The organism is Nocardia sp. NPDC052316 (assembly GCF_044547795.1).
In the GTDB taxonomy this organism is placed as follows: Bacteria; Actinomycetota; Actinomycetes; order Mycobacteriales; family Mycobacteriaceae; genus Nocardia.
In genome coordinates this window covers 229272-253763 of sequence record NZ_JBIUBB010000003.1, presented here as the reverse complement: position 1 = coordinate 253763, position 24492 = coordinate 229272, and the positions used below count along the sequence as shown (strand labels likewise).

23 protein-coding genes are annotated in these 24492 nt (G+C 68.5%); 5 read left to right on the top strand and 18 right to left on the bottom strand.

Features of this window, described 5'->3' with window-relative positions; all coding sequences use genetic code 11:
- Positions 1-131 precede the first annotated feature (131 nt).
- The 6 genes from ACIHA7_RS13915 to ACIHA7_RS13890 form a co-directional block, all read right to left on the bottom strand.
- Positions 132-1520 carry a sensor histidine kinase gene (locus ACIHA7_RS13915; protein WP_397289203.1) on the bottom strand — a complete coding sequence of 463 codons (1389 nt, stop codon included), beginning with the start codon at positions 1518-1520 and terminating at the stop codon, positions 132-134.
- A 12-nt stretch (positions 1521-1532) separates the two neighbouring features.
- The gene (locus ACIHA7_RS13910; protein ID WP_397290750.1) at positions 1533-2192 is read right to left on the bottom strand and encodes a response regulator transcription factor; all 660 of its coding nucleotides are present in this window, start codon (positions 2190-2192) and stop codon (positions 1533-1535) included.
- 73 nt (positions 2193-2265) lie between these two features.
- Complete coding sequence (locus ACIHA7_RS13905) at positions 2266-2625, bottom strand: hypothetical protein (RefSeq protein ID WP_135235275.1); 360 nt, start codon at positions 2623-2625, stop codon at positions 2266-2268.
- A 305-nt stretch (positions 2626-2930) separates the two neighbouring features.
- The gene (locus ACIHA7_RS13900) at positions 2931-4526 is read right to left on the bottom strand and encodes an MFS transporter (protein ID WP_397290748.1); all 1596 of its coding nucleotides are present in this window, start codon (positions 4524-4526) and stop codon (positions 2931-2933) included.
- Positions 4527-4574: 48 nt separating this feature from the next.
- A complete protein-coding gene (locus ACIHA7_RS13895) occupies positions 4575-6008 on the bottom strand; it encodes an aspartate ammonia-lyase (RefSeq protein ID WP_397289200.1) in 1434 nt (477 codons plus the stop codon).
- A gap of 36 nt (positions 6009-6044) precedes the next feature.
- Complete coding sequence (locus ACIHA7_RS13890) at positions 6045-7853, bottom strand: tetratricopeptide repeat protein (protein ID WP_397289198.1); 1809 nt, start codon at positions 7851-7853, stop codon at positions 6045-6047.
- Positions 7854-8087: 234 nt separating this feature from the next.
- On the opposite strand from ACIHA7_RS13890, the gene ACIHA7_RS13885 reads away from it, so the two are divergent.
- From ACIHA7_RS13885 to ACIHA7_RS13875, 3 genes are all read left to right on the top strand, one after another.
- A complete protein-coding gene (locus ACIHA7_RS13885; protein ID WP_397289196.1) occupies positions 8088-8834 on the top strand; it encodes a MerR family transcriptional regulator in 747 nt (248 codons plus the stop codon).
- A 120-nt stretch (positions 8835-8954) separates the two neighbouring features.
- Positions 8955-9269 (top strand): hypothetical protein, encoded by a 315-nt coding sequence (locus ACIHA7_RS13880; RefSeq protein ID WP_397289194.1) that lies wholly within the window; start codon positions 8955-8957, stop codon positions 9267-9269.
- 9 nt (positions 9270-9278) lie between these two features.
- The gene (locus ACIHA7_RS13875) at positions 9279-12284 is read left to right on the top strand and encodes a hypothetical protein (protein ID WP_397289192.1); all 3006 of its coding nucleotides are present in this window, start codon (positions 9279-9281) and stop codon (positions 12282-12284) included.
- On the opposite strand, the gene ACIHA7_RS13870 is transcribed toward ACIHA7_RS13875, so the two are convergent.
- Complete coding sequence (locus tag ACIHA7_RS13870; protein WP_397289190.1) at positions 12229-13215, bottom strand: hypothetical protein; 987 nt, start codon at positions 13213-13215, stop codon at positions 12229-12231. The two genes, ACIHA7_RS13875 and ACIHA7_RS13870, sit on opposite strands and share 56 nt — an antisense overlap.
- A gap of 37 nt (positions 13216-13252) precedes the next feature.
- Between ACIHA7_RS13870 and ACIHA7_RS13865 the strand changes: the two genes are divergently transcribed.
- Positions 13253-14323: a hypothetical protein gene (locus ACIHA7_RS13865; protein ID WP_397289188.1), complete on the top strand. Its 1071-nt coding sequence runs from the start codon at positions 13253-13255 to the stop codon at positions 14321-14323.
- A 186-nt stretch (positions 14324-14509) separates the two neighbouring features.
- On the opposite strand, the gene ACIHA7_RS13860 is transcribed toward ACIHA7_RS13865, so the two are convergent.
- From ACIHA7_RS13860 to eccB, 4 genes are read right to left on the bottom strand one after another with little or no spacing between them, the layout of a single operon-like run.
- A complete protein-coding gene (locus tag ACIHA7_RS13860) occupies positions 14510-14866 on the bottom strand; it encodes a YbaB/EbfC family nucleoid-associated protein (RefSeq protein ID WP_397289186.1) in 357 nt (118 codons plus the stop codon).
- Positions 14867-14902: 36 nt separating this feature from the next.
- A complete protein-coding gene (locus tag ACIHA7_RS13855; RefSeq protein WP_397289184.1) occupies positions 14903-15367 on the bottom strand; it encodes a YbaB/EbfC family DNA-binding protein in 465 nt (154 codons plus the stop codon).
- Positions 15364-16437 (bottom strand): hypothetical protein, encoded by a 1074-nt coding sequence (locus ACIHA7_RS13850; RefSeq protein WP_397289182.1) that lies wholly within the window; start codon positions 16435-16437, stop codon positions 15364-15366. Before ACIHA7_RS13850 ends, ACIHA7_RS13855 begins: the two co-directional genes overlap by 4 nt.
- Positions 16438-16466: 29 nt before the next feature.
- Positions 16467-17867, bottom strand: a complete 1401-nt coding sequence (gene eccB / locus ACIHA7_RS13845; protein ID WP_397289180.1) for a type VII secretion protein EccB — start codon at positions 17865-17867, stop codon at positions 16467-16469.
- Positions 17868-17948: 81 nt separating this feature from the next.
- Between eccB and eccE the strand changes: the two genes are divergently transcribed.
- Positions 17949-19679: a type VII secretion protein EccE gene (gene eccE / locus ACIHA7_RS13840; RefSeq protein ID WP_397289178.1), complete on the top strand. Its 1731-nt coding sequence runs from the start codon at positions 17949-17951 to the stop codon at positions 19677-19679.
- 47 nt (positions 19680-19726) lie between these two features.
- On the opposite strand, the gene ACIHA7_RS13835 is transcribed toward eccE, so the two are convergent.
- The 7 genes from ACIHA7_RS13835 to ACIHA7_RS13805 form a co-directional block, all read right to left on the bottom strand.
- Positions 19727-20020: a hypothetical protein gene (locus ACIHA7_RS13835; RefSeq protein ID WP_135235262.1), complete on the bottom strand. Its 294-nt coding sequence runs from the start codon at positions 20018-20020 to the stop codon at positions 19727-19729.
- Between the two features lie 40 nt (positions 20021-20060).
- Positions 20061-20372: a WXG100 family type VII secretion target gene (locus ACIHA7_RS13830; RefSeq protein WP_135235261.1), complete on the bottom strand. Its 312-nt coding sequence runs from the start codon at positions 20370-20372 to the stop codon at positions 20061-20063.
- Positions 20373-20445: 73 nt separating this feature from the next.
- Complete coding sequence (locus tag ACIHA7_RS13825; RefSeq protein WP_397289176.1) at positions 20446-21231, bottom strand: ESX secretion-associated protein EspG; 786 nt, start codon at positions 21229-21231, stop codon at positions 20446-20448.
- Positions 21232-21343: 112 nt separating this feature from the next.
- Complete coding sequence (locus tag ACIHA7_RS13820; RefSeq protein ID WP_397289174.1) at positions 21344-22414, bottom strand: PPE domain-containing protein; 1071 nt, start codon at positions 22412-22414, stop codon at positions 21344-21346.
- A 4-nt stretch (positions 22415-22418) separates the two neighbouring features.
- Complete coding sequence (locus tag ACIHA7_RS13815) at positions 22419-22724, bottom strand: PE domain-containing protein (protein WP_107654631.1); 306 nt, start codon at positions 22722-22724, stop codon at positions 22419-22421.
- 14 nt (positions 22725-22738) lie between these two features.
- On the bottom strand, positions 22739-24085 hold the full coding sequence (locus ACIHA7_RS13810) for a hypothetical protein (protein WP_397289171.1): 1347 nt from the start codon (positions 24083-24085) through the stop codon (positions 22739-22741).
- Positions 24082-24402, bottom strand: a complete 321-nt coding sequence (locus ACIHA7_RS13805; RefSeq protein WP_107654629.1) for a type VII secretion target — start codon at positions 24400-24402, stop codon at positions 24082-24084. Before ACIHA7_RS13805 ends, ACIHA7_RS13810 begins: the two co-directional genes overlap by 4 nt.
- Between the last annotated feature and the right edge of the window lie 90 nt (positions 24403-24492).

Here is a 24492-nt window from a genome sequence, read left to right as displayed (position 1 = left end):
GTCCTGCGGCGGGCTGACGCGGCGGCGCGGGTGGGAGTGGGGTGGTGGCCGCGCGGCACGCCACTCATCGTGGTGTGGCGCGCGCAAAAGTCTCGTGCCGGAACGGGATTGTTCACCGTCCCGTCAGCAGTTCACCCAAATGTAAGGTCGGCGGCGGGCAGACTCACCGTCACCACCAGCCCGTGCGGCTGCGCCGACTCGACGAACAACAGGCCGTCGTGCTGGGCCGCCAAGGTTGCGGCGATCGGCAGCCCGAGCCCCGACCCACCGGTCGTGGCCTGCGCGCCACGGAAGAATCTTGTTGTGAGCAGGTCGATTTCGTCTGGTGTCACGCCGGCCCCGGTGTCGGCGATCGACACCACGACCGACTCCGCTTCCCGGTCGACGGTCACCGTCGTGCTCGCGCCCGCCCCGGCGTAGCGCGCCGAATTGCTCAGCGCCACATCGAGAATCTGGGCGAGCACGCTGCTGGGTACCTTCGTTTCCACTGTCGTAACCAGCGGATCGAAGGTAAGCGTGATATCGGCGCGGACGTAGGCGTCGTGCCAGGCACCGACCCTGGCCGCGGCCACATCGACCGCACAGCACCCGGCGGTCGGCGGGCCGACCTGCTTGTCTTGCTCGGCGTCGGCGACCGCGGCGGTCAGCAACCCGTCGAGCAGCTCGGTCAGCCGGTCCACCTCGCTCACCACGCTCACGAAGGTGGCGGCGGCCCGGTCTTCGGCGAGCATCGGCTGGAGCGCCTGCAGCCGAACCGCCAGCGCCGCAAGCGGATTGCGCAGCGAATGCGCGGTGTCGACCACGTGCCGACGCTCGGCGGCGGCCAGGGCGGCCACCGCGCGCGTCACCGACTCGACACCGGCGGCCAGTTGCAGGATCTCGGGCGGGCCTTCGCTCATCGGCTGCGGCCGCCGGGGTGGGCCGTGGTGCACCGGCAGGGTCGAGGTGAGGGCGTCGACCTCACGCAGCAGCCCGGACACCGGGCGCAGGATCCAGCCCGACACCAGCAGCGCCAGGCCGGATACCAGCAGCAGCGCGGTCGCGGTGACGCAGGCCAGCTGCGTCCACCGGACCAGGATGTCGGTGCGGGTCTGCGAGGTCGAGACGTCGATCACCACGACACCACCGGACTGCGGCGGCGTCCCGATCGGCTGCGCGACCAGCAGCGGCTCGGTGTTCCACGGATACAGCGGGCGCGGCATCTCGAGCCAGTGCCGTTCGCGGGCCGCCGCACGCACGCGCGGGTCGGCGAAATCCATGCCGAGACTGCATAGCACCGTGCCGTCGGCGCCGAGGATGAGCACGTCGTTGCTGGTGCTGTCGCGGTAGTTCTGCGCTTCTTCGCACAGGCTCGCCGGTGTCGTCGCGGCCAGCACCCCGAACCGGCTGGCGTCCTGCACCCGGTCGATGACCAGCCCGCGGGTCCGGCTGGTGGCCAGTTCGTTGGCGATGCCGACGGCGAAGCAGATCATGCAGAGGGTCGCCAGCGCGGTGAACGCGGTTACCAGCCGAGCGCGCACGCGGCGAGCCTCTCAGCGCGCCCAGCGATAACCGAAGCCATGGATCGTGACGATCAGCCCGGGGCGGTTCAGTTTTGCGCGCAGCGCGCCCATATGAACATCGAGTGAACGAGAGGTCGCCGCGGTTTTCTCACCCCAGACCTCGGTCAGGATCTTGTCCCGCCCCACCGCGACGCCGGACTGTTCGGCCAGCACCCTGGCGACGGCGAATTCCTTCTGCGTCAACGCGATCGGCTGCCCGGCCACCTCGACCGAGCGCGCCGCGAGATCCATGGTGACATCGCCGGTGACCACGACCGACGAGTCCGGTTCGGTGGCCCGTCTGCGCCGCACCACCGCTTCGAGTCGCGCGACCAGCTCGCCGACGCGTGGTGGTTTGACCATGTAGTCGTCGGCGCCTGCCCGCAGGCAGGACACGACGGTGACCTCGTCGCCTTCGGCGGTGAGCACGACGACGGGAACGTCGCTGACCTTACGTAGTTGGCGCAGTACGAGATACCCGTTGAGGTCGGGCAAGCCGAGGTCGAGGATGACCGCGTCGTAGGAGGTGTGCGAAGTCAGGAGGTCGAGCCCGAGGCTCAGATGGTCGACAGCGCCGAAGCCGTGTGCCCGCAGTCCGTCGACGACGGCACCGGCCATCCCGGCATCGTCTTCCACCACTACCACACGCAGCACCCAAGACCTTTCCCGCAATCCACCACCGGCAGTGAGATTACCGTAGGCGCAGCAGGGCTCGGCCGTTACGTCATGCGGTGGCTTGCGGCGCGGTGGGCCTTGCTCCGTTGCCGAGCAGTGGCGCGACGGCGACCGGCGGGTAGCCGACCCGCCGCGGCGCGGGCGGCAGGCTGGGGAAACGCCTGCGCAGGCCGCCCAACTGCCGATAGACCTCGCGCAGTTCCTCGTGCAGCGCGCCGAGTTCCTCGTGCAACCGCTCGGCTTCGTCGACGAGATTGCCCCAGAACAGCCGACCTTGCTCGAGCTGCGCGCGCTCGGCACGCGAGCGTGCCAAGGTTTCCTCCGCCGAGGTGCGCGACGGGCCACGGCGCGCCGCGGTGGCACGGCGGTTGGTGCGATGGGTGGCAGTACTGGGTTCGGTATTCCGCATGGCAGATCCCGGCCTTTCGGTAAGTATCCGGACACAATTATGCGCACAATTCCGAGTTCGTCAATCGAATCGATCCAATTTGCATCGACTTAGGCATTTCAGAGAATTTGTTGAGGTTCTTTAGAAATCATTTAGAAGGCGGCATACCTTTGTATTTTCTTGAGCAACTAGGCATCTACCTGGGCAGACGACATCCCGGAGCCGCCGAGGACTCCGCCTGCGAACATTATTTAACGCAGCTGCCACACACGATAAAAACGTGTTAGAAAGAAGCCTGCTATCGCGCTGAGAAAAATGACCGGACGCTACCGACTCGGCTGCGCCGCATTCGATTTCCGGGCCAGTGCGCTGGCGACGAGCATAACGACGACGACAACGGCGATCACCGCGATCGTGGCGAGCAGGCCCTCGCGATAGCCTGCGACGAACGCGTTGCGTACGGCGACGGCGAGCGGCACACCGAGGTGATCGCCGGCGATGTTGACCGCCCGCACCCCGTCACCGACCGGATCACGACCGATGGCCGCGCCACCGATGGCGAGCACATCGGCGGGCACCACGAAACGCGCTTGGTAGCCACGCTCGACGAGTCCGCCGACGATCGCCACCCCCAGCAGTCCGCTGAGCTGCACGAGCATCAGCTGCGCGCCCCATGGAATGCCGGTGCGTGAGGCCGGATGCACCGCGCTCACCACCTCCAGCGCGATGCCGAGCACCAGCGCACACCCCAGGCCCGTCACCGTCACCATGGCGACGAGCGGGACGAGGTCGCCCGGCTCCCCCGCCGTCAGGCCGATGGCGAGCCCGTCCATGATCGCGGTCGAACCGATCACCACAGCGGCGACGACACACCCCGCACGCTGCAGTGCCGCACCGACTTTCGCGCCGATCGCGGTGGCCAGGCAGGCGGGCACGAACAGCGCCAAGCCGGCGACCACCGGCACCCGGCCCCCGAGCACCTGGAGATACTGAATGACCAGGAACACCATGCCGAACATCGCCAGGATCGCCCCGCCGAGTGCGAGCATCACCAGTCGTACGCGCGGCTCCGCACTCAGCAGCCAGTCGTGCGGCAGCGAACCACCGCGCCGAATCGCCGCCGCCACCACCGCGAGTGCTACGCCGGCGCCCAATGCGATCGCGAACCCCTGAGACGTCCAGCCCCACTTGGGCGCCTGATACAGCGCGAGTGCGAGGAGGCCACCGGACAGCGTCATGGTGAGCACAGCGGGCCAGTCGACGGGACTTGCCGGGTCGGCCGGAACGGCAGGGACGATCACGATCACCCCGGTCAACACAACCAGATTCGCGGTCACCACCGCGGCCATCGCGTGCGGCCAATACACCTGGTTCAGCACCACCGCGGTGACCAGCAAAGTCACCATCACGCCCGCCGAGGAGCAGCCCGCCCACGCCGTCACGGCGCGTGCCCGGCGGCTGCCCTCGCCGTAGACGAGTACCACCATCGCCAGCGTCGCGGGCAGGATGGCGGCGGCACCCACACCGGTGATCGTTCGGGCGATGAGCAAGCCGATCGGCAGCTCCGGACACACCAGATGCAGTACGGCACCGGCGAAATACACCAGATAGCCGCCGACCATGACCCGCTTGGCGCCGAGCCGGTCGGCGAGCGCACCGCCGATCAGGAGCAGCCCGACGTAGGCCAGCACGTGCGCTGCGGGCAGCCACAGCGAGATCGCCATGTCGGGCCGGTTTCCCAACTGCCGCAACAGCGTCTGGACCGCGATGCTCTGCATCGCGGTGTCGTAACTGATCATGAACGCGGCGGCACACAGCGTCAGCAGCACCATGCGACGACGCCAGCGACCGAGACGCATCGGTTCGCCCCGCGTGCTCGCCGTGTCGGCGGCGGCGGCGAGCGGGTCCATATCCAGTGTCATCACGTGCCCTTTGTCCAACCCCGGACATCAGATGTCCAACCCCGGACATCAAACTACCGGGTCCGCCGTCCCGCGGATGACCAACGGCGGCAATCCCGCCAGCCGACGGCTCGACAGCAGCTCGGCGACCTCCTCCCGGCTGAGCAGGCCTTCGGAAACCACGATGTCGGAGATCATCTCGCCGGTCGCGAGGGCGCGCTCGGCCACCTGCGCACACGCCTTGTAGCCCAGGCGCGGCGCCAACGCGGTGACCACGCCGATCGAATTGTGCACGCCGTCGGCCAGGTGCTGCCGATTGGCGGTGATGCCCGCGATGCAGTCGGTGGTCAGGGTGTCGACGGCGGCGCTGAGATGGCTCAGCGACTTCAGCATGCTGTAGACGATGACCGGTTCGAAGGCGTTGAGCTGGAGTTGCCCGGCTTCGGCCGCCATGGTGACGGTCAGATCGTTGCCGATCACCTCGAACGCCACCTGATTGACCAGTTCGGGGATCACCGGGTTCACCTTGCCCGGCATGATCGACGAGCCGGCTTGCACCGCAGGCAGATTGATCTCGCGCAGGCCGGCCACCGGCCCGGAGGAGACCAGCCGCAGATCGTTGCAGATCTTGGACAGCTTCACCGCGACCCGCTTGAGAATGCCCGACACCTGGACGAAGGCGCCGCAGTCCTGCGTTGCCTCGATCGGGTCGGCCGCCCGGACGACCGGCTCGCCGGACAGCTCGGCCAGGTAGCGGCAGGCCAGCTCCGGATAGTCGGGGTGCCCGTTGATCCCGGTGCCGATGGCGGTGCCGCCGAGATGGCATTCCAGCAGCAGTAGGCAGCCCTCGGCGAGCCGGGCCCGGTCTTCGCGCACCATGGTGGCGTAGGCGGCGAACTCCTGGCCGAGGGTCATCGGCACCGCGTCCTGCAGCTGGGTGCGCCCCATCTTGATCACGTCGGCGAATTCGACTGCCTTACGGTCGAACTCGTCGGCCAGGCCGCCGAGTACTACGCTCAGGACGCGCAGATGAGTCACCAGAGTCAGCTTGATCGCGGTCGGATAGACATCGTTGGTGGATTGACCGAGGTTCACGTGGGTCAGCGGGTCGAGTTCGGCGTAATTCCCGCGCTCGAAGCCGAGTATTTCCAATGCCCGGTTGGCAATCACCTCGTTGGCGTTCATATTCGACGAGGTGCCTGCCCCGCCCTGGATCAGATCGATCGGGAACTGGGCGAGCAATTCCCCGTTCCGCAATTCGGTGCACGCGGCGATGATGGCGGCGGACCGGCGCTCATCGAGCAGACCGAGATCGCGATTGGCCTGGCACGCAGCCTGTTTCACCGTGGCCAGCCCGGCGATCAATGCGGGATAGGTGCTCATGGCCGAGCCGGTGACCCGGAAGTTCGCCATCGCCCGTGCGGTGTGGACGCCGTAATACGCCGCGGCGGGAACGGCGAGCTCGCCGAGCGAGTCCTTTTCGATGCGTGTCTCGACAGCCATCAATACCTCCAGTTGTGCTTGCTGTTCATCGTTCGTTCACCACCACGTGCGGGCGCGCGCGGCATTGGCACGGTCCACCAGGGCGAACCGGGCCCACCGGTCCGGCGTCGCGAAGGCGAGTTCGCGCAGGGCCGCTTCCACTCCGTCGCGCAGCCCGCGCTCGGTGTAGGGGTGGCCGAAAATGGTGTCGCAGTGCGCGTTCGGCTCACCGCCCGCGCACAGCCACGCGAGCGCGCTCTGCAGCACCGTGGCTCGTAGTTTCAGCACGCGCCGTTCGGCGGGCAGGGTTGCGAGGCCGGCTGCCGCCTCGTCCAGCAGCTCCTGCGTGAGGTCGGCGAGCGGTAGGTCGGCGAGCAACTGCGCGAAGGCGCGGCGCGCGACGTCGTTGTGCGGCAACGCGGTTCGCACCTGACGGACGAGCGCGATCGCCGCGACCGGCGCACCGTCGCGCAGCGCCTGCCTGGCCAGCCCGAACGCCGCGGCGACCACCGTGTGGTCGGTCTGCCACACGGCGCGGTAGTGGTCGGCGGCGAGCCGGTGCCAATCCTGTTGTTGCGCTGCGTCGGCCGCGTCGTCGGCGGATAGCTCTGCCGTCGCCGCCAGCGCGAGCAGTGGCATGAGCTCACCGGGCACCACCGCGCTCACCACGCCGAAGCTCTGGTACGCCTGGGCGAGTCGGTCGGTGGTCAGCGCCGTGATCGCGTCGTACCAGTCGATCCGCCAGCCGGAATCGTCGGAGTCGAGCAGCGGGATCGGCAGCGCGGCGGCGAGATCGGCGGCGGTGAACCGCTCGTAGCCGCGCAGATCACTACGCACGGCACCGAATACCGCCGAGACCTGCGGATCGCCCCGAAACCCATGGTGGGCGCGCACCATGCGCAGCACGCCGCAGAGCTGATCGGACAGCGCCGCCACCGAGGGGAAGCGCCGGGCGGGATCCTCGGCGGTCGCCCGGTCGAGCAGACTCGCGAAAGGCGGGTACCTGCGCAGGATCGGCGAGTCCGTCGGCAGCGGGTCGGTGGGTGCACCGGGCAGGGTGAGCGCCGCCAGGGTCCGGCCGACGGTGAAGATGTCGGAGGCCACCGTCGGCCCCGTGCTCGACACCTCCGGCGCCTGATACCCGGGAGTGCCGTACAGGCTCCCGCCGGAGTGCAATGCGGAGACCGCACCGAGATCGATCAGTTTCACCTCGTCCTGACCGGCCATGATGTTGGCCGGTTTGAGGTCGTTGTAGGCGAGACCGAGCGAGTGGATGTAGCCGAGCGCGGGCAGGATCTCCAACACGTAGGCGATCGCTTCGGCAACCGGAAGCGGTTCGGGCGCTTGCTGTTCCAGCACGACATCGAGGGACCTGCCGCCGATGTACTCCATGACGATGTAGCCGCCCGCGGTGCCGTCGCTGCCCCGGTGGGTGACGAAGTTGTAGATCTCGACGATGCTGGGATGCGCGAGCTCGGACAGGAACTGCCGTTCCACCAGCGCCGTCACATGGGCGTCGATGTCCTGCGGATTCTGTAATCCCTTGAGCACCACCCAGCGTCCGCCGACCCGGCGGTCCTTGGCCAGGAACACCCAGCCGATCCCGCCGTAGGCCAGACAGCCCTTCACCTCGTACTGGTCGGCGACCACGTCGCCTTCACGCAGCGCGGGCCGGAAGTTGAACGGCGCCCCGCACTGTCCGCAGGTGCCCCGCAGCAGGCCGGGTCCGTGCTGATCGTGGCGGCCGACTGGGCGACCGCACTTCCAACAGAATCGCTTGTGCTCGGCCACTTCCCGAATCGCCAGCACCGGCACGTCGATTTCGGTCGGCCGTACCGTCGTCGTGCCCCGTACGTTGTCCGTCATGGGTGGTCGGCGCGGTGGCCCGGCGCTGCGTGAGCCGCCGAAACGCCGCGTGGCCTAACGGTTGTCATGACTCGGCCTTCCCGCCCAACAATCATGCCGGTGTTCAATGGAACATACCGCCATGTGATGGAACACACAAGAGGGTCACAGACCGCGATTCAATCAGGCACCAAACCTGCGAGCAGCATCGACGGACATCGCCGGGGCACTGTTCACCTGTGGTTTCCTGGAGGCATGGCGAAGGAAGCGGAGTTGACCATCAGCGATCTGGCCGAGCGGTCGGGGATGACGGTGCGAACGCTGCGCGACTACAACGAGCGCGGCCTGCTGCCGCCGCCGAAGATGAAGGGCCGCACCGGCTTCTACGGCCCCGAGCACCTCGACCGGATTCGCATCGTGGAACGTCTGGTGGAGCGTGGCATCACGCTGAACGGGGTGCGCGGACTGCTCGAAGCCTGGGATCGCGGTCAGGACCTCGCCGACGTGCTCGGCGTCGCGACCGCTGCCGGTCCGCCGCCGCCACCGGACGCGCCACCGGACGGTCGCATCGCCGCCGCCGACCTCGCCGACCGATTCGCCACTGTCGCTGATGGTTTGGCCCGATCGGTGTCGGCCGGGCTGTACGAGCCGGTCGATTCGGGCACCTACCGGGTGGCCGAGCCCGCCCTCGTCGAGATCTTCGAGCAGCTGCTCGACGCAGGACTGAGCACCGAGCGCGCACTCGATGAGGTGGAGCAGCTGCGCCTCGACTGCGACCACATCGCGCGGCAGTTCACCGATATCTTCGTGCGCACCGCGGTCCGGCAGTTCCAGCGCTCGAATCGTGCCGACTCTGACGCGGAAGCCTTTGCCGCACAATTGGATTCGGTGCGGGCACGACCCGCTGCGATCACCGCGACCGTGGTCGGCGGATTTGTCGAGCGCTATGTCGGATCGGTGGTCAATCGGGAGTTCCCCGGCATGTTCTCGCCCGGAACATGATCCGTTCACCTTCCACCGAAACTCTGGCCTGCGCCACGGAATTGTGGTACCTACATTGGAACCACTTACCGGCGTAGGGATTTCGCCGAACCTGGGCACAATGAAGGCGAGGCGAGTAACTTGGCGGAAACAATAATTGTCGACCCCGCACATGTACGCGCAGGCGGCACGGATTTGATCGCGGCGAAGGCCGCATTCGAAACCACCATGAATACCCTGTCGGAGGCCATCGGCTCGCACGGGCCGGAAACGTGGGGCAAGGATTCCTACGGCAAGGAGTTCGCCGACGGCGAGAAAGGTTACCGCAGTTCCCGGAACAACCTGCTGAGCGGCGGCCGGGAAATGGTGCGGACGGTCGAAGAATTCGGCAACGGATTGATCCGGGCCGCGAACAGCTCCGAGTCCGCCGACGTCGGCAATTCCACCGCGTTCTGATCGACGCCGATGTCGCTGCATTGGCCGGAGGAACTGCGTTTTCTGACCTACGTGGTCGGTCAGGCGTGGCCGGACGGCGACGAGGACCGCATGTTCGCCATGGCCCAAGCCTGGTTGACGGCCGCCGAAGACCTGGAGCGGCAAGTTCTTCCAGTTCTCCGCACGGCGGAGGGGCGCACCCTGGGTGGGTACGAATCCGGTGCCGGCCGCGAGCAGATCAGGTCGGCGTTGCACCAGTTGCAGACCGGTGATCACTCGGTCGAACGGCTCGTCGCGGACTTCCGGCAGGTCGGCGGCTCCACCCGCAACGCGGCGACCACGCTGGAAGCCACCAAACTCATGACCATCTTCGCGACCACGATGCTGGCCGCGCAGATCGCGGGGGCGTGGCTCTGGCCGCCCACCGCACCCGCCGTCGAGGCCGCGGCGATCGGCGCCACCCGCGCCTCGCTGTATCGGGTGAGCAACCGGGCGCTCGCCGCGCTCGGCAACCTGCCGCACGTGGGCGAATACCTGGTGAAGACGCTCAGGTATCTACCTCGGCTCACCGACGAACCAGGGCGCATAGCCGGGCTGGTCGCGAAGTACCCGACGGCGCTCACCGCGAAGGTGACCCCCGGACTGTTCCGGGCCTTTGTCGACGCCGGTTTTCGCGCGAGCACCGCGCGCACCCTCGCCGGGCTCCCGGCCGACGCAGTGCAATTCCTCATCTCGAAGGCGACCAACAACCTCATCTGGGCAGGCGGACTCGACGCCACCATCCAGGGCATCCAGATGTCGAAGGGGCATCGCGACGAGTTCAACGCCACCCAGTTCGGCATGTCGGTCGCGGCCTCCACCGGCGGCTGGTACGCGGGTGCGCTCGTCGCGACGAACGTGAGCAAGTACGGTGCCCGGTTCTTGACCAGCCGGGGCAAGGACCCGACGGCCGGGGTTTGGGGCGCGGGGCTCGGCACACTGTCCGGCACGGTACCGACGGTCGTCGCCACCCTGGTCGGTGGTGGTATCGCCATGGGGTTCACCGGGTCGTTCGACCCGACGATGGGGCTCATCGGGGCGCTGGCGAGCAATTCGCTGATCGGTACGCCGCGTGGTTATATCGGCATGCGCGGACAGGAACCGGCAGCGACGAGAGCCGATGATGTTGTGGCACAGTCGAGTCCGGCGCGAGCGGGCCTGGAGGCGGACAGTGCTGGCCCAGCGACCAGTCGGCCGCTCGCGTCCTCGGACGAGCTGATCTCGCAGATCCGGGCCCGCGATGATCAGGGGTATCAGGCGGCGCGGGCGCAGGACCGGGCGGCGGCGCGGGAGGCCACACCGGAGAGCGCGCCGGTCAATCGACGGGCGCATCGTGACGCGCATGTCGGCGAACAACGCAGCCAGATCAAGGAACTCGCCGATGCTCGGCGGGCGGTGCTCGATGCCGAACTGCAGCACGTGCGGGCACGCGATCGTGCGGCGGCGACACCGGACGACCCGGCCGCGCTCGATGCCGTTGTGCAGACCCGGCATCGGATGGACGAAGCCGTCGATGCCGATGCCGCAGCCCGGGCGCGCATACAAAATCGGTTGGCGGCCGATGATCAGCAGGGTGGTGTGGCGGTAACCGGGCCGCCGTCGCCGATACGGGCGAGTACAGATGGCGAGTCGACGCTGTCGTCATCGAGCTCTCAAGGCGCAGGCGCTGCTAATTTTGCTGGTGGACAGCGTCATTCGACCAGCGGTGATGAGCCGAGCCCCTCGGTGCGCAGCGATGCGAACGGCGAAAGTATTTACGCTGCGCGGGATTCCGACGGCAACGTCGCCACCAAGGATTCTGAGAGCAGTGCCTCCGCCAGGAACCCCGACGAGAGTGTCTCCGCCAGGGACTCGAGCACCAGTGCCGCCGCCAGGGACTCCGACGTCAACGCTGCCGCCAGGGACTCCGACGCCAACGCTGCCGCCAGGGACTCCGACGCCAACGCTGCCGCCAGGGACTCCGACGCCAACGCTGCTGCCGGGGACTCCGACGGCAGCGGCGCGACGGGCAGCCGGATACCACACGCGGGTGCGCGGGCACAGGGCGACGAATCCGAGATCAGGCCGTCGACGCCGACCGGATCCGGACCGGACCGCAGGGCTTCGAACGCCGACTCGACCGATAATGTGGACGCGCGCAACGACATCGAGCACAGTCCCGGATCGGCGACACGTGCCGAAGACCCGACGATGGCGACGCTGCGGAGCAAGCTGGCTGCGGCCGACGCGCACCTCACGACCCTGCGCGACGCCGACAGTCGAGTCGACAGGGCGTACAAGAGCGCGGTAGGCAAGGGACTCAACGAACTGGTCGATCAGCGCGGCAACCATCGGAATACTTTGGCCGACCTCAAAACCGCGAGGGAAACGACCAACGCCGACCTGCGCCGAGCACGCATCGACCATGACAGCGCGTCCGTCGAGCAACAGCCCACACTGCGGCAGCGGATCAACGATCTAGAGAGCACGCTGAAGGTGCAGGACCGCGCGATCGAGGACCAGACCGCACACCTGGCCATCGTCGACCAACAGGTCACCAGGGCCAGCGCCGACCTCGACGCGGCGATCAGCGCCCGTGAGCGCGCGATGACCGACGCGCGCAGGTCCATGACCGAACTCGAAGACGCCGGGCGGGCGGCGGCAGCGGCGAGCGCCGCACACCCCGCCGACCCCGGCCGGACCGGGACAGCACACCCGTTCACCGACCAGGAGCAGCAGATCCAGCGCGAAATCGACCAGCGCCGCAACGACCTCGACGCGGCGCACGCCAGCCACGAGGAACTTGCGCTGGCATCAGGGGCGGCCGAGCGCCGGCTGGAGCGACAACTCGCCGACTTCGAGACCAGCATCCGCACCGAACGAACAATGCTCGACGGCGGCTACATGAGCGGCAAGCCGAAGTCCAGGAAACTCCCGCTCGACCACGGCATGCCCGACCCGTTCACCGCACTGCCACCACCCAGTTACGACTTCTGGCGATATGGGGGAACAAGGTGAACGGCAGCCGACGACTGGACCCGAGAACCCCGGCGGACCAGTGGAACCCGAACCCTGAGATCCCGGAGACTCCGATGTCGACCGAAAGCCCCGACCAGGCCCCCGCTCTGGCGAAGAACGAGCCGGACAGCCCCGACGTGGCCTTCACGCTGATTACCGAGTTCAGCAACGGCACAACCATTTCCGCGCCGGTCACCGCGCCGCCGCCGTCCTCGGGCACCGTGGCCCCGCCAATCACGGCCACCGTGGACCCGCCGTCCCCGGCGACCTCGCCCCCACCGTCCTCGGTAACGGTGCCCCTACCGTCCTCGGCCACCGCACCCCCACCAACCACGGCCACCGTGGACCCGCCGTCCTCGGCCACTGTGGCTCCGCCAACCACGGCCACCGTGGACCCGCCGTCCTCGACCACCGTGGCCCCGCCAACCACGGCGACCGTGGGCCTGCCGTCCTCGACCACCGTGGCCCCGCCAACCACGGCGACCGTGCCCCCGCCGTCCTCGGCCACTGTGGACCTACCATCCTCGGCCACCGCGCCCCCGCCAATTTCAGCGGCCGTGCCCCCACCAACCACGGCGACCGTGCTCCCACCAAACTCGCCGACCGTGCCTCCGCCGTCCTCGGCCACCGAGGACCCGCCAACCTCGGCGACCGTGCCCCCGCCAACCTCGGCCACTGTGGACCTGCCATCCTCGACCACCGCGCCTCCGCCAACCTCAGCGACCGTGGACCTGCCGTCCTCGGCAACCGTGGCCCCACCAACCACGGCCACCGCGCCCTCGCCGACCTTGGCCACTGTGGACCTGCCGTCCTCGGCCACCGCGCCCCCACCACCACCGCCGCCCCACGCACCTCCGACCGCCGCTTCATCTCCGACCGCCGCTTCGCCGCCGACCGCCGCTTCACCGCCGACCGACGCGCCCGTACTCACCGCCGCTCCGACGCCGGCTGAGGGCCATGCGGCCGAAATGCGTCGGTCCGCGGACCAGCTCGCGGCCGCTATTACCGACCTGCTGTTACCGGCGGCCCCGCCGCAGTGGGAGCAGTTGCGGTTGGGGTTTTCGGTGACGGTGGCTGCGGTGTCGGGTGATGCGGTGTTTCTCGTCGACGGCGCGCCTGTCGGTGTCGAAATGCCGGCGGAGGCAGGGGAACTGGTTCAAGCGCTGCGGGCGGTGACGGTGTCGTCGGGTGAGCGGGCTTGGTGGCAGGTGACCTTGGTGCGCGATCGAATAGGCACTACCAGTTACGAATTCGGGTACGGCGAGGTTGCGTTCCCGGTCGACCGGATGCTTCCGATCGCGGCCTATCGAGCCGATCTCGAGCACTTCCCGCGCGAACGGCTGCCGGTGTGGCTGGCCGGACGGCTGCGGGTCGACGCCGGTGCGCAGCAGTTGCCGCAGGTGCTGACTCAGGCCAGGCTCGATCCCGTGCCCGCGACGCCCGTCCGGTTCCTCACGGCGCAGACGGTGTGGGCGCGGTGGGCGACGGTGGCGGCGGCGGCAGTGGCGATCGGTACCGAGTGGGGCCCTCGGATAGTTGGCGCCACAGCGGTTTTCGAGGGCACGGATGGTAGCGGCTCGACATTGCACCTCCTGCCCCGCGGCCGGGCGGTGCTGTCCGGCGGGTTATGGAACGCCCCGGAGCTGGACGCGGCCTACAACGACGGCGCACAGCTGCCGCGGTACTACGCGGGTGTCCCGGATTGGCTCGACGGCTCGGTCGTCAACCATCGCGCATTCACCGGGGAGCTGTCGTTCTGTTACTGGTGGGACGGCACGGACTGGTCGAGCGGACAGTCTCCGGCGCCCACCACCCTTGGCCCGGCAATCCCCGGCGTGTGGACACCGGCGACGGTGGCCGACATCGTGTGCGCCGTACTCGGTGCCTCGGCGTCCCGGCCCGCAATCGAGGATCTCCTCACTGCCGCCGAATCGGGCTCGGTGACAGGCGACTTGGCTGAAGCAGCCTTCACCACCGACGAATACACCGATGTGCCGGGCGCCTGGTCCCAGCTCGCGCTGGCCGGACTCACCCGCTGAGCCCCAATTCACTCGTTGAGCCCGGACTCACCCATCGAGCCCGACTCACCCATCGAGCCCGACTCACCTGTTGAGCCCCCGACTCATCCGTCGACCCTGACTCACCCGTCGACCCTGACTCACCGGTCGAGCCCGACTCCGTTGCACCCCGACTCACCCCGTTGAGCCCCGACTCACCCGTGGAGCTCAGCGCAAATGTTCACGCAACGAAGCGATCGCACCAAGCATCCCGTCCATACTCGGTGCCGCGCCCTGGTCGATCGATATAGGCGCAACCATCTCCTTTGCCCGCTGGGCAACCTCACGCACCGCCTCTTGCGAGGCCTCGGTGACGGCGGCCGCGATCTCGTCGTAGGTCAGATCCTTGACGCCCGCACCGAATTTGATGTCGATGGCGATCCCGTCGGCATTCACCGTCACTCGGACCTGGCGGCGTTGCGCCCAGCCGGTGGCGACGAGTTGCGCGCATTCTTCCTGCACCTGCGTCACCTGCGCCATCTTGGCCTGGAATTCGGTGACGGCACTGGCGAATTCGTCATCCATCGGAGTGGTTCCTTCCGCACGCGGTCCGCATGTTGCTCAACGGTCCAGGATTCGGTTGCTCTTGCCGCGCGACCCGCCTGCGTCACGCTCCGCCGGTGGTGTCAGCGGCGCTCGCGTCGGTTCGGGCAGCTGGGCGCGTAGCGCGACCAGCTCCTCGGGCAGCTCCATCATCGATGGCAGCCCCATCCGCATCGCCGACAGCGGGCCGAGCAGTTCCTTCTTCTTCCGCTCGACCTCCGCGGCCGCCGTCTGCGCCGCCTGCACGGTGGCGCGGGCGATCTGCCCGTAGCTGAGTTCGTCGATGCCTTCGGCATACACCGTCTCCATGATGGATCCGGAGGCGTTGACCACCACGGTGATCCGGCCGTACTCCACCGTCGCCGACGCGGTCAATGCGGCGCTGGCGGAGCGGATGTCGGTCATTTTGCCGAGCGCACCGACAACGGCGTCGATGAAGTCGATCGCATCGCTGGCCGTGCGCTGGTTCTCCGGTCGAATCATGCCTGCAACGCCTCCGTCATCATGTCCGCCAATCCGTCTGTCTCCACCCGTAATCCGGCGTAGCGCTCCAGGTACGCCATTACTTCCGCGGGGTCCTGCTGATCTTCGGCGTCAGGCAGCAACACCAGGAACCGAGTGGGGTTAGGTTCCGCGTCACCGACCAGCGCGAGCAGTTGCCCACCGCGTATCCGCAGCACCAGCAACGTGTTTTCGCCGTCGGGCACGTCGGCGAAGGCGGCCTTCACCGCCCACTCCAGGTCGCTGATGGCGATGTCGATCCAGCCGATCGGCACGCTGGACCCCATCGACGGCCAGGTCAGCGGATCCACCGACACCAGCGCGGGTTTCGGCCACGGCCTGCGCCGATCGAGCTCGCCGACCAAGCGCCGCACGAAGTCCAGGATCTCGTCCTCGGTGAATCCGCCGGCGAGTTCGACCGCCAACTCCGGCACCACTCCGGCCGTAACCACCTGCGCGAGTGCCGGATAGAACTCCTCCACCTTCGCGAGATAGCTGATCCGATCGATCAGGTCCGTCGCCGCGTCGGCGACGATCTCCGCGCCGGACAGATCGTGCACGTGCGCCATGGACGCGCAGAGCTGGACCACCAGGTGCGGCACATCTGAAGCGGGGACGAATTCAGTTGCCGCGCTGTCTGTCTCGGCAACGGTGAAGCCATCCAAGGAGAACGGACGGTCCACCGCCGCCAGCGCGGCGCCGTCGGGGTAGGCGTCGCCGGTATCGTGCCGATAACGCAGATACAGGTCCATCTCGGCACTGCTGAGACCCGGCCGGTCGGCGTCGCCAGGCACGCCCTCGACGTACCCGACCTCCCAGTCGAGCATCGCCGCGATCTGGTCGGCCGAGAGCAGTCCGGCCGGCATCGGCTCGTCGGCGGGGGCGAATCCGGGGTCGGCCGTGACGGCACCGACCAGGGTCACCCGCAGCTGCTCCGGTGCCGTCACGCAGTGGCCGGTGTCGTCCACCAGGTCCGGCCCGACGACCACGCAGGCGCCGCCGACCGCAACCACCAGCGCACCATCGGCGTACTTGCCCACAATCCGTGGCATGGCACTTCCTTCCTGTTCCGTGCCCGCCGTCACCCGGCGGCGACGATGTCCCGCGCGATCAACGCGGACTGCCGGTCGAGCATCGGTCCGCCCGGCAGCTGGCTGACGATCTGCCACGGCGCCAATTTCGGCTTGGTGAGCCCGAGTACGGCGGCCGTCGCGGTGTCGGGGATGCCGAACCGCACGCCTGTGTCGGTCACGTAGAACAAGGCGTCGCGCCGGGTGCTGTCCGGCTCGACCCCGGTGACCTGGATGAATTCGCCGGTGGCCGCGGGCAGGTAAGCGGCGTCGGCGCCGGTGCTGGCCACGAGCGTCATCGGCGCGACCCCGCCGGCCAACGGCAAACTGCTACCGAGCAACACCTGCAACTGCGCGGCCTGATCGCCGTCCCCGCGCGCCCACGAGACGCACGCCACCGGATCGGCGTCGGCGGAGATGATGGTCAAGTCGTCACCGGGAAACTGATCGACCGGCAAGCTGTCGACCACCGGGATACCTCTGATCGCATCCGGTGAGAGTTTCGGAATCGCCGTGAGCCCCATGGAGTTCGCGGTCCGCAATACCCGCGCGGTGAACTCCGAGATCTGCTGAACGCCGTCGGCGAGCACCACATACGTCGCCGAACCGGTGACGCCGTGGACCCTGATCACCGAACCGATGACGAACTCGCCGCCGCGCACCGCACTCGGCTCACCCGCCCGCGGGATCACCGGCACCGCGAGATCGGGGACCGCAACGCTGGCATTGAGCAGGCCCGTCCCGATCGGTCGTGGCCGCAGCGCACGCAGTTGCGGCAGCGCCGAGACGATCGCGTCGTTGTTCTTGTCCACCCGCGCGTGTTTGCCGTCGTAGATCAAATAAGTCGCACCGTCATGCGTGGCCAGCACCGCCTCACCCGGTGCGGCACGGCGCATTTGGGCGCTGAGCCGCGGTGCACCGGCCAGCACGGTGCTGCGCAGTCCGGTGGTCGCGTCTTCGCACAAGGTCCATTCCGAGCGGCCGCGGTCGGCCGGGCCGGGCAGCGCCGACGGTGCGCCGGGAATGCCGAGCAGCGGCCCGCGCGGCAGCGACGACAATTTCGCGTCCTTGACCGAGGTCGGCGATTCACCGCTGCCGGTGATCAACCGGGCCGACGCGAGATTCAGCGCCGGATGCAACGTTCCGTCGACCACCGCGTACAGGGCGCCGGTACCGGAACCGAGCACGATCTTCGCGTCGCCGACCTGCCCTTGCGGACGCAGAAACGACAATATCGCGCAGCCCGCGGTGACCAATACCGCGAGAACTATGCCGGTGATCAGCGACCGGAATTGGATACGCATGGGATCGTGCAGCATGCGCACATCTCGGCGCACCATCGCGTGCCCGTATCGCTGGAGCAGAAAGCGATATCCATTCACCTGCGCGCGGGTAGTCAACTGGGCAGGCACCACAACTCCTTACGCAATATCGGCTGACCTGTGAGACGCTAACGCACAATGGAGGGTTTGTGCTGAATGGAGACAGGCCGAGTGAATAACGAACAAATTCCGGGAACTACACCGGCGGAGTCGAATGCAATTCCGGTACCGGCGCTGAGCCGCCGCACGCTGTTCGACAGGGTGCCGTTGCCCATCGTGTTGCCGTGCGCCGCCGCAGGCACCGTGGCCGCTACCTCGGCGATCGCGTGGAACGCCCCGCCGTGGGCGGTGGCGGGCGCCGGTATCGCGGTTTCCGCGCTGGGCGCGGCCAGGGTGCGGAAAACAAACATTTGGCGAATTCTGGGCATGCGCACCGCACTGTGGTTGCGCAATCGCGGCAAGAATGCCGCCCCGTCGTATACCGAACCGTTCGATGTTCCGATACCCGAATCCGGCAGCAGCCGGTGCGGAATGCGCTGGGACGGCCGCTATCTGATCACCATGCTCTTGCTCGACAGCGCCGCGGTGACGCCGACCCTGCTCGACACGACCGACGTGCACTCGCCCTCGATCATCTCCCTGGCCGATGTGGCGGGTTGCGTGTCCCAGTTCGATATTCGGCTCGCGGCCGTCGACGTGATCGCCCACGGCGTCCGCACCGATGGCCCGCACAATGTGGCCGGACTGTACAAGAAGCTGCTCGGCCCGCTGCCCGCCGCGGCATCGCGCACGGTCTGGCTGGTCCTGCGCTTCGATCCACTGGACAACGCGGGCGCCATCGAGAACCGGGGCGGCGATCAGGAGGGCATGATCCGGACGGCGCTGGTCGCCACCCGCCGCGTCGCGAGCCGCCTGACCACCCGCGGGGTGCGCGTCTCGGTGCTGACGGCCACCGAGCTGGCCGCGGCGGAGGCGGCCGCGCTGCACGACACCGAGGTGGCGCAGTGGTCCGAGGACTGGCGCACGCTGCGCAACAACAGCATGGAGTTGACCGGCTACACGATCCCACCGGCCCGGCTCGACTCCGGTGTGCTGTCGGCGGTGTGGACGCTGCCCGGCAAATCCGTCCTCACCCGGCTGCGCCTCACTCCCCAGCCGGAATCGAACACACCGGGTAATCGGGGTACCGCGGTGTCGTTGACCGCGCTCGTCCGGCGCGACACGACGGGAACGGCCGACGCCGAACCCGACACCGCCGCAGAGGATCTCGGACTGCTCGCGCTGCCGGGCAGCCAGCGACGAGTGTTGCTCGACGGCGGTCATCTCGACTCGTCCGCCGCGCTGAGCGGACCTCCCGCGGCTATGGCCCGATTCACCGTGCCGGTCAGCGGCTGCGGTCAAGTGATCGGCGCGACGGAAGCCGGTGCGGGTGTTGCTGTTCCGCTGTTCGGCCCCGCGGTCCGGCGGGTGGAGATCGTGGGGTCGCTGCGGTTGACCCAGTTGATGGTGCTGCGCTCGGTGGCCGTCGGCGCCCAGGTGCTGGTGCACAGCGCCCGGCCCGAGGCGTGGGAACACCTGGTCGACCAGGTCGGTGCCCCTGCGGCGCTGGCCATGTCGTCGGCGGGCGGCTCGCACCAGGCGGCCACGATGATCGTCTACGACGGGGTCACCGCCGCGGGGCAGGTCTCGGACGCGACCGCGGTCTATGTCCGTGAACCGGTGGAGGCACACACCGTCCCGGATGCCGACGTGGTGCTGATCGAATCCGCGGACACACCGGGTCGGGTGGTGCTGCGCACCGCGGGCGAAGACCTGACGGTCCAGCTGGTATCCATCTCGGAGGAGTTCGAGTACCTCGGCGCCACCGCGACCGAGACGCGAGCGCTGGTTCCGACGGCATGAGAAAGGGCCCGTCGCCACGGCGACGGGCCCTTCTCGATGTCAGCTGTCTACCAGACGAAGTCGTCGGCGACGTTCTGGTCGGTGGCCTGCGCCTTCTCCAGCGCCGCGCGCACATTGCTGATGCCCTTGCCGAGGATGTGCAGCAGGTCGTCCATATCGGTCATCAGGGTGTTGTGCTTCTGCTGGAAGGACGCGGAAGCCCCCGCATCGCCGCTCTGCCACGCCTGGCTGAGCAGCCTTTTCGCCGAGTCGTCGGCGTTGGTCCGTTCCGTGGTGATATTGGTCTTGTACCCTTCCAGATCGGTGATCAGCGCGTTGATTTTCGCGGGGTCGTACAGCATGGTGGTGAAATCCCGTTCTCTGGTGTGTATTCGGTGCGATTCAGAGGTAGTTGGTGTTCAGCGTGGTGAATCCGGACATGCTCTCGTCTTCTGCCGACGCGACCTTCTTCTCACCGGTGTTCAGTGCGTCGGACACCAGACCCAGGTCGACGTTCACGGCCTTGATCTTCGTCTGGAGTTCGGTGGCGAATTTGTTGAAGGCAGTGTAGGCCTCACCTTCCCAACCACTCTTGGCGCTTTCCACCGCGACTCCCAAATTGTCGACGGTCTTGTCGATCGGGGGAATGATCGCGGCATATTCGTTCGCGTACTTCTGGAATGTCGCGAAATCAAGGTGAAGTGCACCGGCCATGAGACGTCCTCTCGAATGAATGGATCTGTGAAACTGCCGGAGCGATCACTCCGGACGATCGGGAAATCCGCGGTTACGGCATCCAGCGGCCCTGCGGCAGCGCCTCGATCTGCGCGGCGACCGCATGGGCCAGCCTGCGATCGCTACCTGCGGCCAGGGTGGTCCAGGCCCGCCCATCGGCGGCGATACTGCCGCCACCGATGATGCGGCCCACCGCCGTGTCGTACACCGCGGCGGTGGCCGGCGATCGCACCGCGACGCCGTCGACGTGGGCGTAGCAGACCAGCTCGGCGAGCGAAGTCCACTGCCGCAGTGCGAGTCCCAGCGTGACCGACTCCGCCTCCGGCATACCCAGCTGGTACACGGCGTCGGTCGCGCTGGTGCCCGCCTCGTCGAGTCGCCGCTGCAACTCGTCGGTGGGGGCACGCAAGGTCGGGATATCGGCGGGCTGGGCCGGCCCGAGCGCATCGAGCAGCGGCCGGGTCAGCAGCTCCGGATCCTCGTCACCCCACACCGGCCGGATGTCGAGTTCGTCGCCGACACGGACCGCGACGGCGTGGTCGAGTCCACGCCGGACCAGACAGACCCGGTGCAGCACGCCGCCGCGCCGAATCCGCAGGACCAGTTCGCGTTCCGGGCGGGCGAGGGCGAACAGCGCGCTGGCCAGCTCGTCGTCGCGGACGTCCCCGTCCGCGTCGAGCACGCCACGATCACGCAGATCCAGTGCCGCGGCGGAGCGCGCCACCGACACCGCCGCGTGATCGGCATGGCCGGAGCGCAGCGCGAGCACCGCGGGGAAGGTCTGCACGCCGAGTGCGTCCGCGACGACGAGCGCGCCGTCGGTGGTCAGGGTCGCCATCGGTCCTCCCCTCTCGGGATCGATCGGCCCTGACTGCCGTTGCGCCACAACATGTTCGAGCGGCATGAGGCACCGGACAGCTCGGCGGCGGTGGCAACCTCCTCGCTGCGCATCATGACTGCACCTCCTGCGCCACGGGTTCCGCGCGCCTGCTCTGCCCGACAGCAGCGCCACCGGATGCCACTGCGGGACCCGCACCCGATGCCGCTGTAGCGCCCAATACCGCTGGCGCGGTAGTGAATCCGGCATCGACCACGATCTGCTCGCTGATGTCGCCCGCATCGACGACTCCGGCTCGCGCCGCAGTCTGTTGCGCGGGCGACGGGGACTGTGTCGCGGTGGACGGCGCGATCGGCGGCGGCACCGCTGCCGTACCGACGGGCAGCGAGCCCGTCGAAGGCATCGGCGTGACGGCGGGGCCCGGCTGGGGTAGCGGAGTGAGCATCAGCGATTCGCTGCCGACCGGCACGGTCGGCGGCGGCGGTGCCAGGTCGAGCGCGGACAGATCGACTGTCACCATCGGCGCGTGCATGACCTCGGCAGGCACCGGCGTCGCGGCGGGCGGCTCCGGCGCGGCGGGCGTATTGCCTTGGCCCCGTGCCTTTTCCGCGAGCAGGTTGGCACCCGCCGAGACCGCGGGTGCCAGTTCCTGCGTCCACGGCACCGCCAGCTTCTCCCCTGCCGCCTCGTAGGTGCGCATCACCTGGGCCGCCTGCTCACGCAGCGCGTCGACGTGGCGTTCGGCCAGGTCGAACAGCCCTGCCAGCGGTGCGCCGAGCAGACTGCCGTGCACCATCTCCTCGGCCGATCGCACGGCGGCGTTCAGCTCGCCCACCGGCGGCATGGCGAGTTTGGCCAGCTCGTACGAGGCGGCCTGCTGGGTGGCGGTCGCGGCATTGTCGGTCGCGGCCGCGGTGATGGCGTCGAACCACGTGGTCAACCCGGCCAGCTGCGCCAGGCCGTCCTCGCTGGAGTCCGATCCCCAGGCGCCGCCCACCACCGAGAGGATGGCGCGGAATTCCGCACCGGCCTCGCCGAGCCCGGCGGCGAACTCGGCGTAGGCCAACCCGGCATCGCCCATCTGGGCCGCGCCGGGACCGGTGGTCAGCTCGTGCGCCAACTGTTCGGCGGGCACGGCTGCCCAGTTCGTGCCGGTGAACCCGGCCAGCGGTGGCTCGACCATCGCGCTACATCAGCGGCTTGAACGAATCGACCACATCGCCGTCGGCCACGGCGGCGAGGTCGGCGTGCGAGCGCAGGTTGGCGGCGATCTTGCGCAGTTCGCCGACACCGCTGAGGTACGACTCCTGGAACGACCCGCCGACCGCGCCGATGGTCTGCGCGGTCTGCCGCGACACCGGATCGAGGCCGGCGGCGGCCGGGCTGAGCGCGTCGCCGCGCCGATGCAGCGTGCCTTCCAGTCCGTCGGCCAGGGTGTCCAGGCGACCCGCCGCCAGCCGGGCGAGTTCACCGTCGAATGCGATCTGACTCATCGAAATCTCCTCTGCTACAAGCTGTACGGGTTGTCTGTCTTGCCTGACGGTGCCGCGCCGATGACCGGTGCCGCGGTCTCCGGGGGCGGGCCACCGACGAGCTCGTCGACGTGGCGGGCATCCACCAGCGCGTCGGCATCCCCGTCGACCGGCCGCGACCGGTCCCCGACGCCGGCGAGCCCACCCATGCCAGGCACGAGCGGCGGCAGCACCTCCCCCGCGAACCTGACGGTCGAGGTGGTGGCTCCGGTGGCCGGGCCGGCCGACGTGGCGACGACGGTCTCGGCCTGCCAGCCACCCAGTGGTGCCGCCGCGCTGGTCACCGGCGGAGCGGACACGAGCGGCCCGATCGGTGCGCTCAACGCGGCGGCGGCCGGCGGCCGATTCGGTACCGGTGCGGTGGTTTCCGTGGCCGGTTTCGGCGGCAACTGTGCGGTGACGTGCTCACCCGCCTGGCGCACCGCCGAGATCAGCGGCTGCACCAGCTGCACCAGCTGCTGGACGACCTGCTCGCCCGAGGTGGTCGAGCTGGCCGCCGCGGATTTCGCCGACATCCCGCCCGACGTCTGCACCGAGCCGGGGGCCGGGGTCGCCTTGCCCAGGTTCACACCCTTCATCAGCGATTGCGACGACTTGCCGAAACTGCCCAGCTTCGGGGTGGTCGGCTTGCGCACCGACACCGGCTTCCCCGCTTGCGCCATCTGCGCGGATTGCCCGGCCAGCTGCCCCTTGGTATGCGCGGTGATCGCGATCGCCTCGATGCCCGCTTCGATCGCCGACGCCAGCAAGGCGGTCTGCCCGGCCGGGGTCGCCAGGGTCAAGCTGAGCGCGGCGGTGGTCGCCGCGAATCGCGCTGCCAGCGCGGCCATTTGCAGGTATCCGATGGCCACCGTCCCGGCGGCGCCCGCGGTGATGCCCTTCATGTGCGTGGCCTGCCCGGCGATCTCGGTCGACGTCGCGACCGTCTGCACCGCGGCCGAGGTGGCGGCCCGGCTGCCCGCGCTCTGCATCTGCTGGAGTAGCTGAATGCCGGTGGTCGCCAATTGCGTTGCGGTGCTGATTGATTGGGTGACCTGCTGGAGGACCGTCTTCGGGTCGAGCGGGCCGTTGGCACCGAGGTTGCCATCGCCGAACCCGCTGAACAGATCGGTGACCGGCTTGATCAAGTTCAGCGGATCGATCGTCGGCAGCGGCGGCAGGCCGGGCAGCGGCGGCAGCGCGGGCAGGTGGGGCAGCGGCGGCAGCCCGATGTGCGCCAGCACCTGTTCGGTCGGCCGGTCGAGGAAGGGCGCTACGGGGGTGTTGCGGAGCGCGTCGAGCACGGACGGTGACAGGGGCGCCGCGAGGTGCGCGGCCGTCATGCCTGCGCGCCCGCGGGCGGGACGAAGGCCTCCGCATTGGTTTGATCGGCCAGCTCGTAGGACTGCGCGGCGGCGCGCGCGGTGAGCGCGGTCCCGGCGAAGTTGGTCACCAGCTCGCCCACCGCGGTGAGGTGATTGGCCTGCGCGTAGGCGAAACTCACCAGAAATTCTTGCCCGATCAATCCGAAAACGGGGGCCGCGGCGGCCACGACCGCAGCCTGATCGACGGCACCGGCGACGGCGACCGCCGCGGCCATCCCCTCGGAAATGTCGCCATATTGACGGAATGTCTGCGGCTGCACATTGACAACATTCATCGCGGTACCCTCCTGGGCTGATCTGCGAACTCGATACCTGGGCGGTTCACCCGGAAATCTAACGAGCACACGGCCTTTCGCAAGATCAGC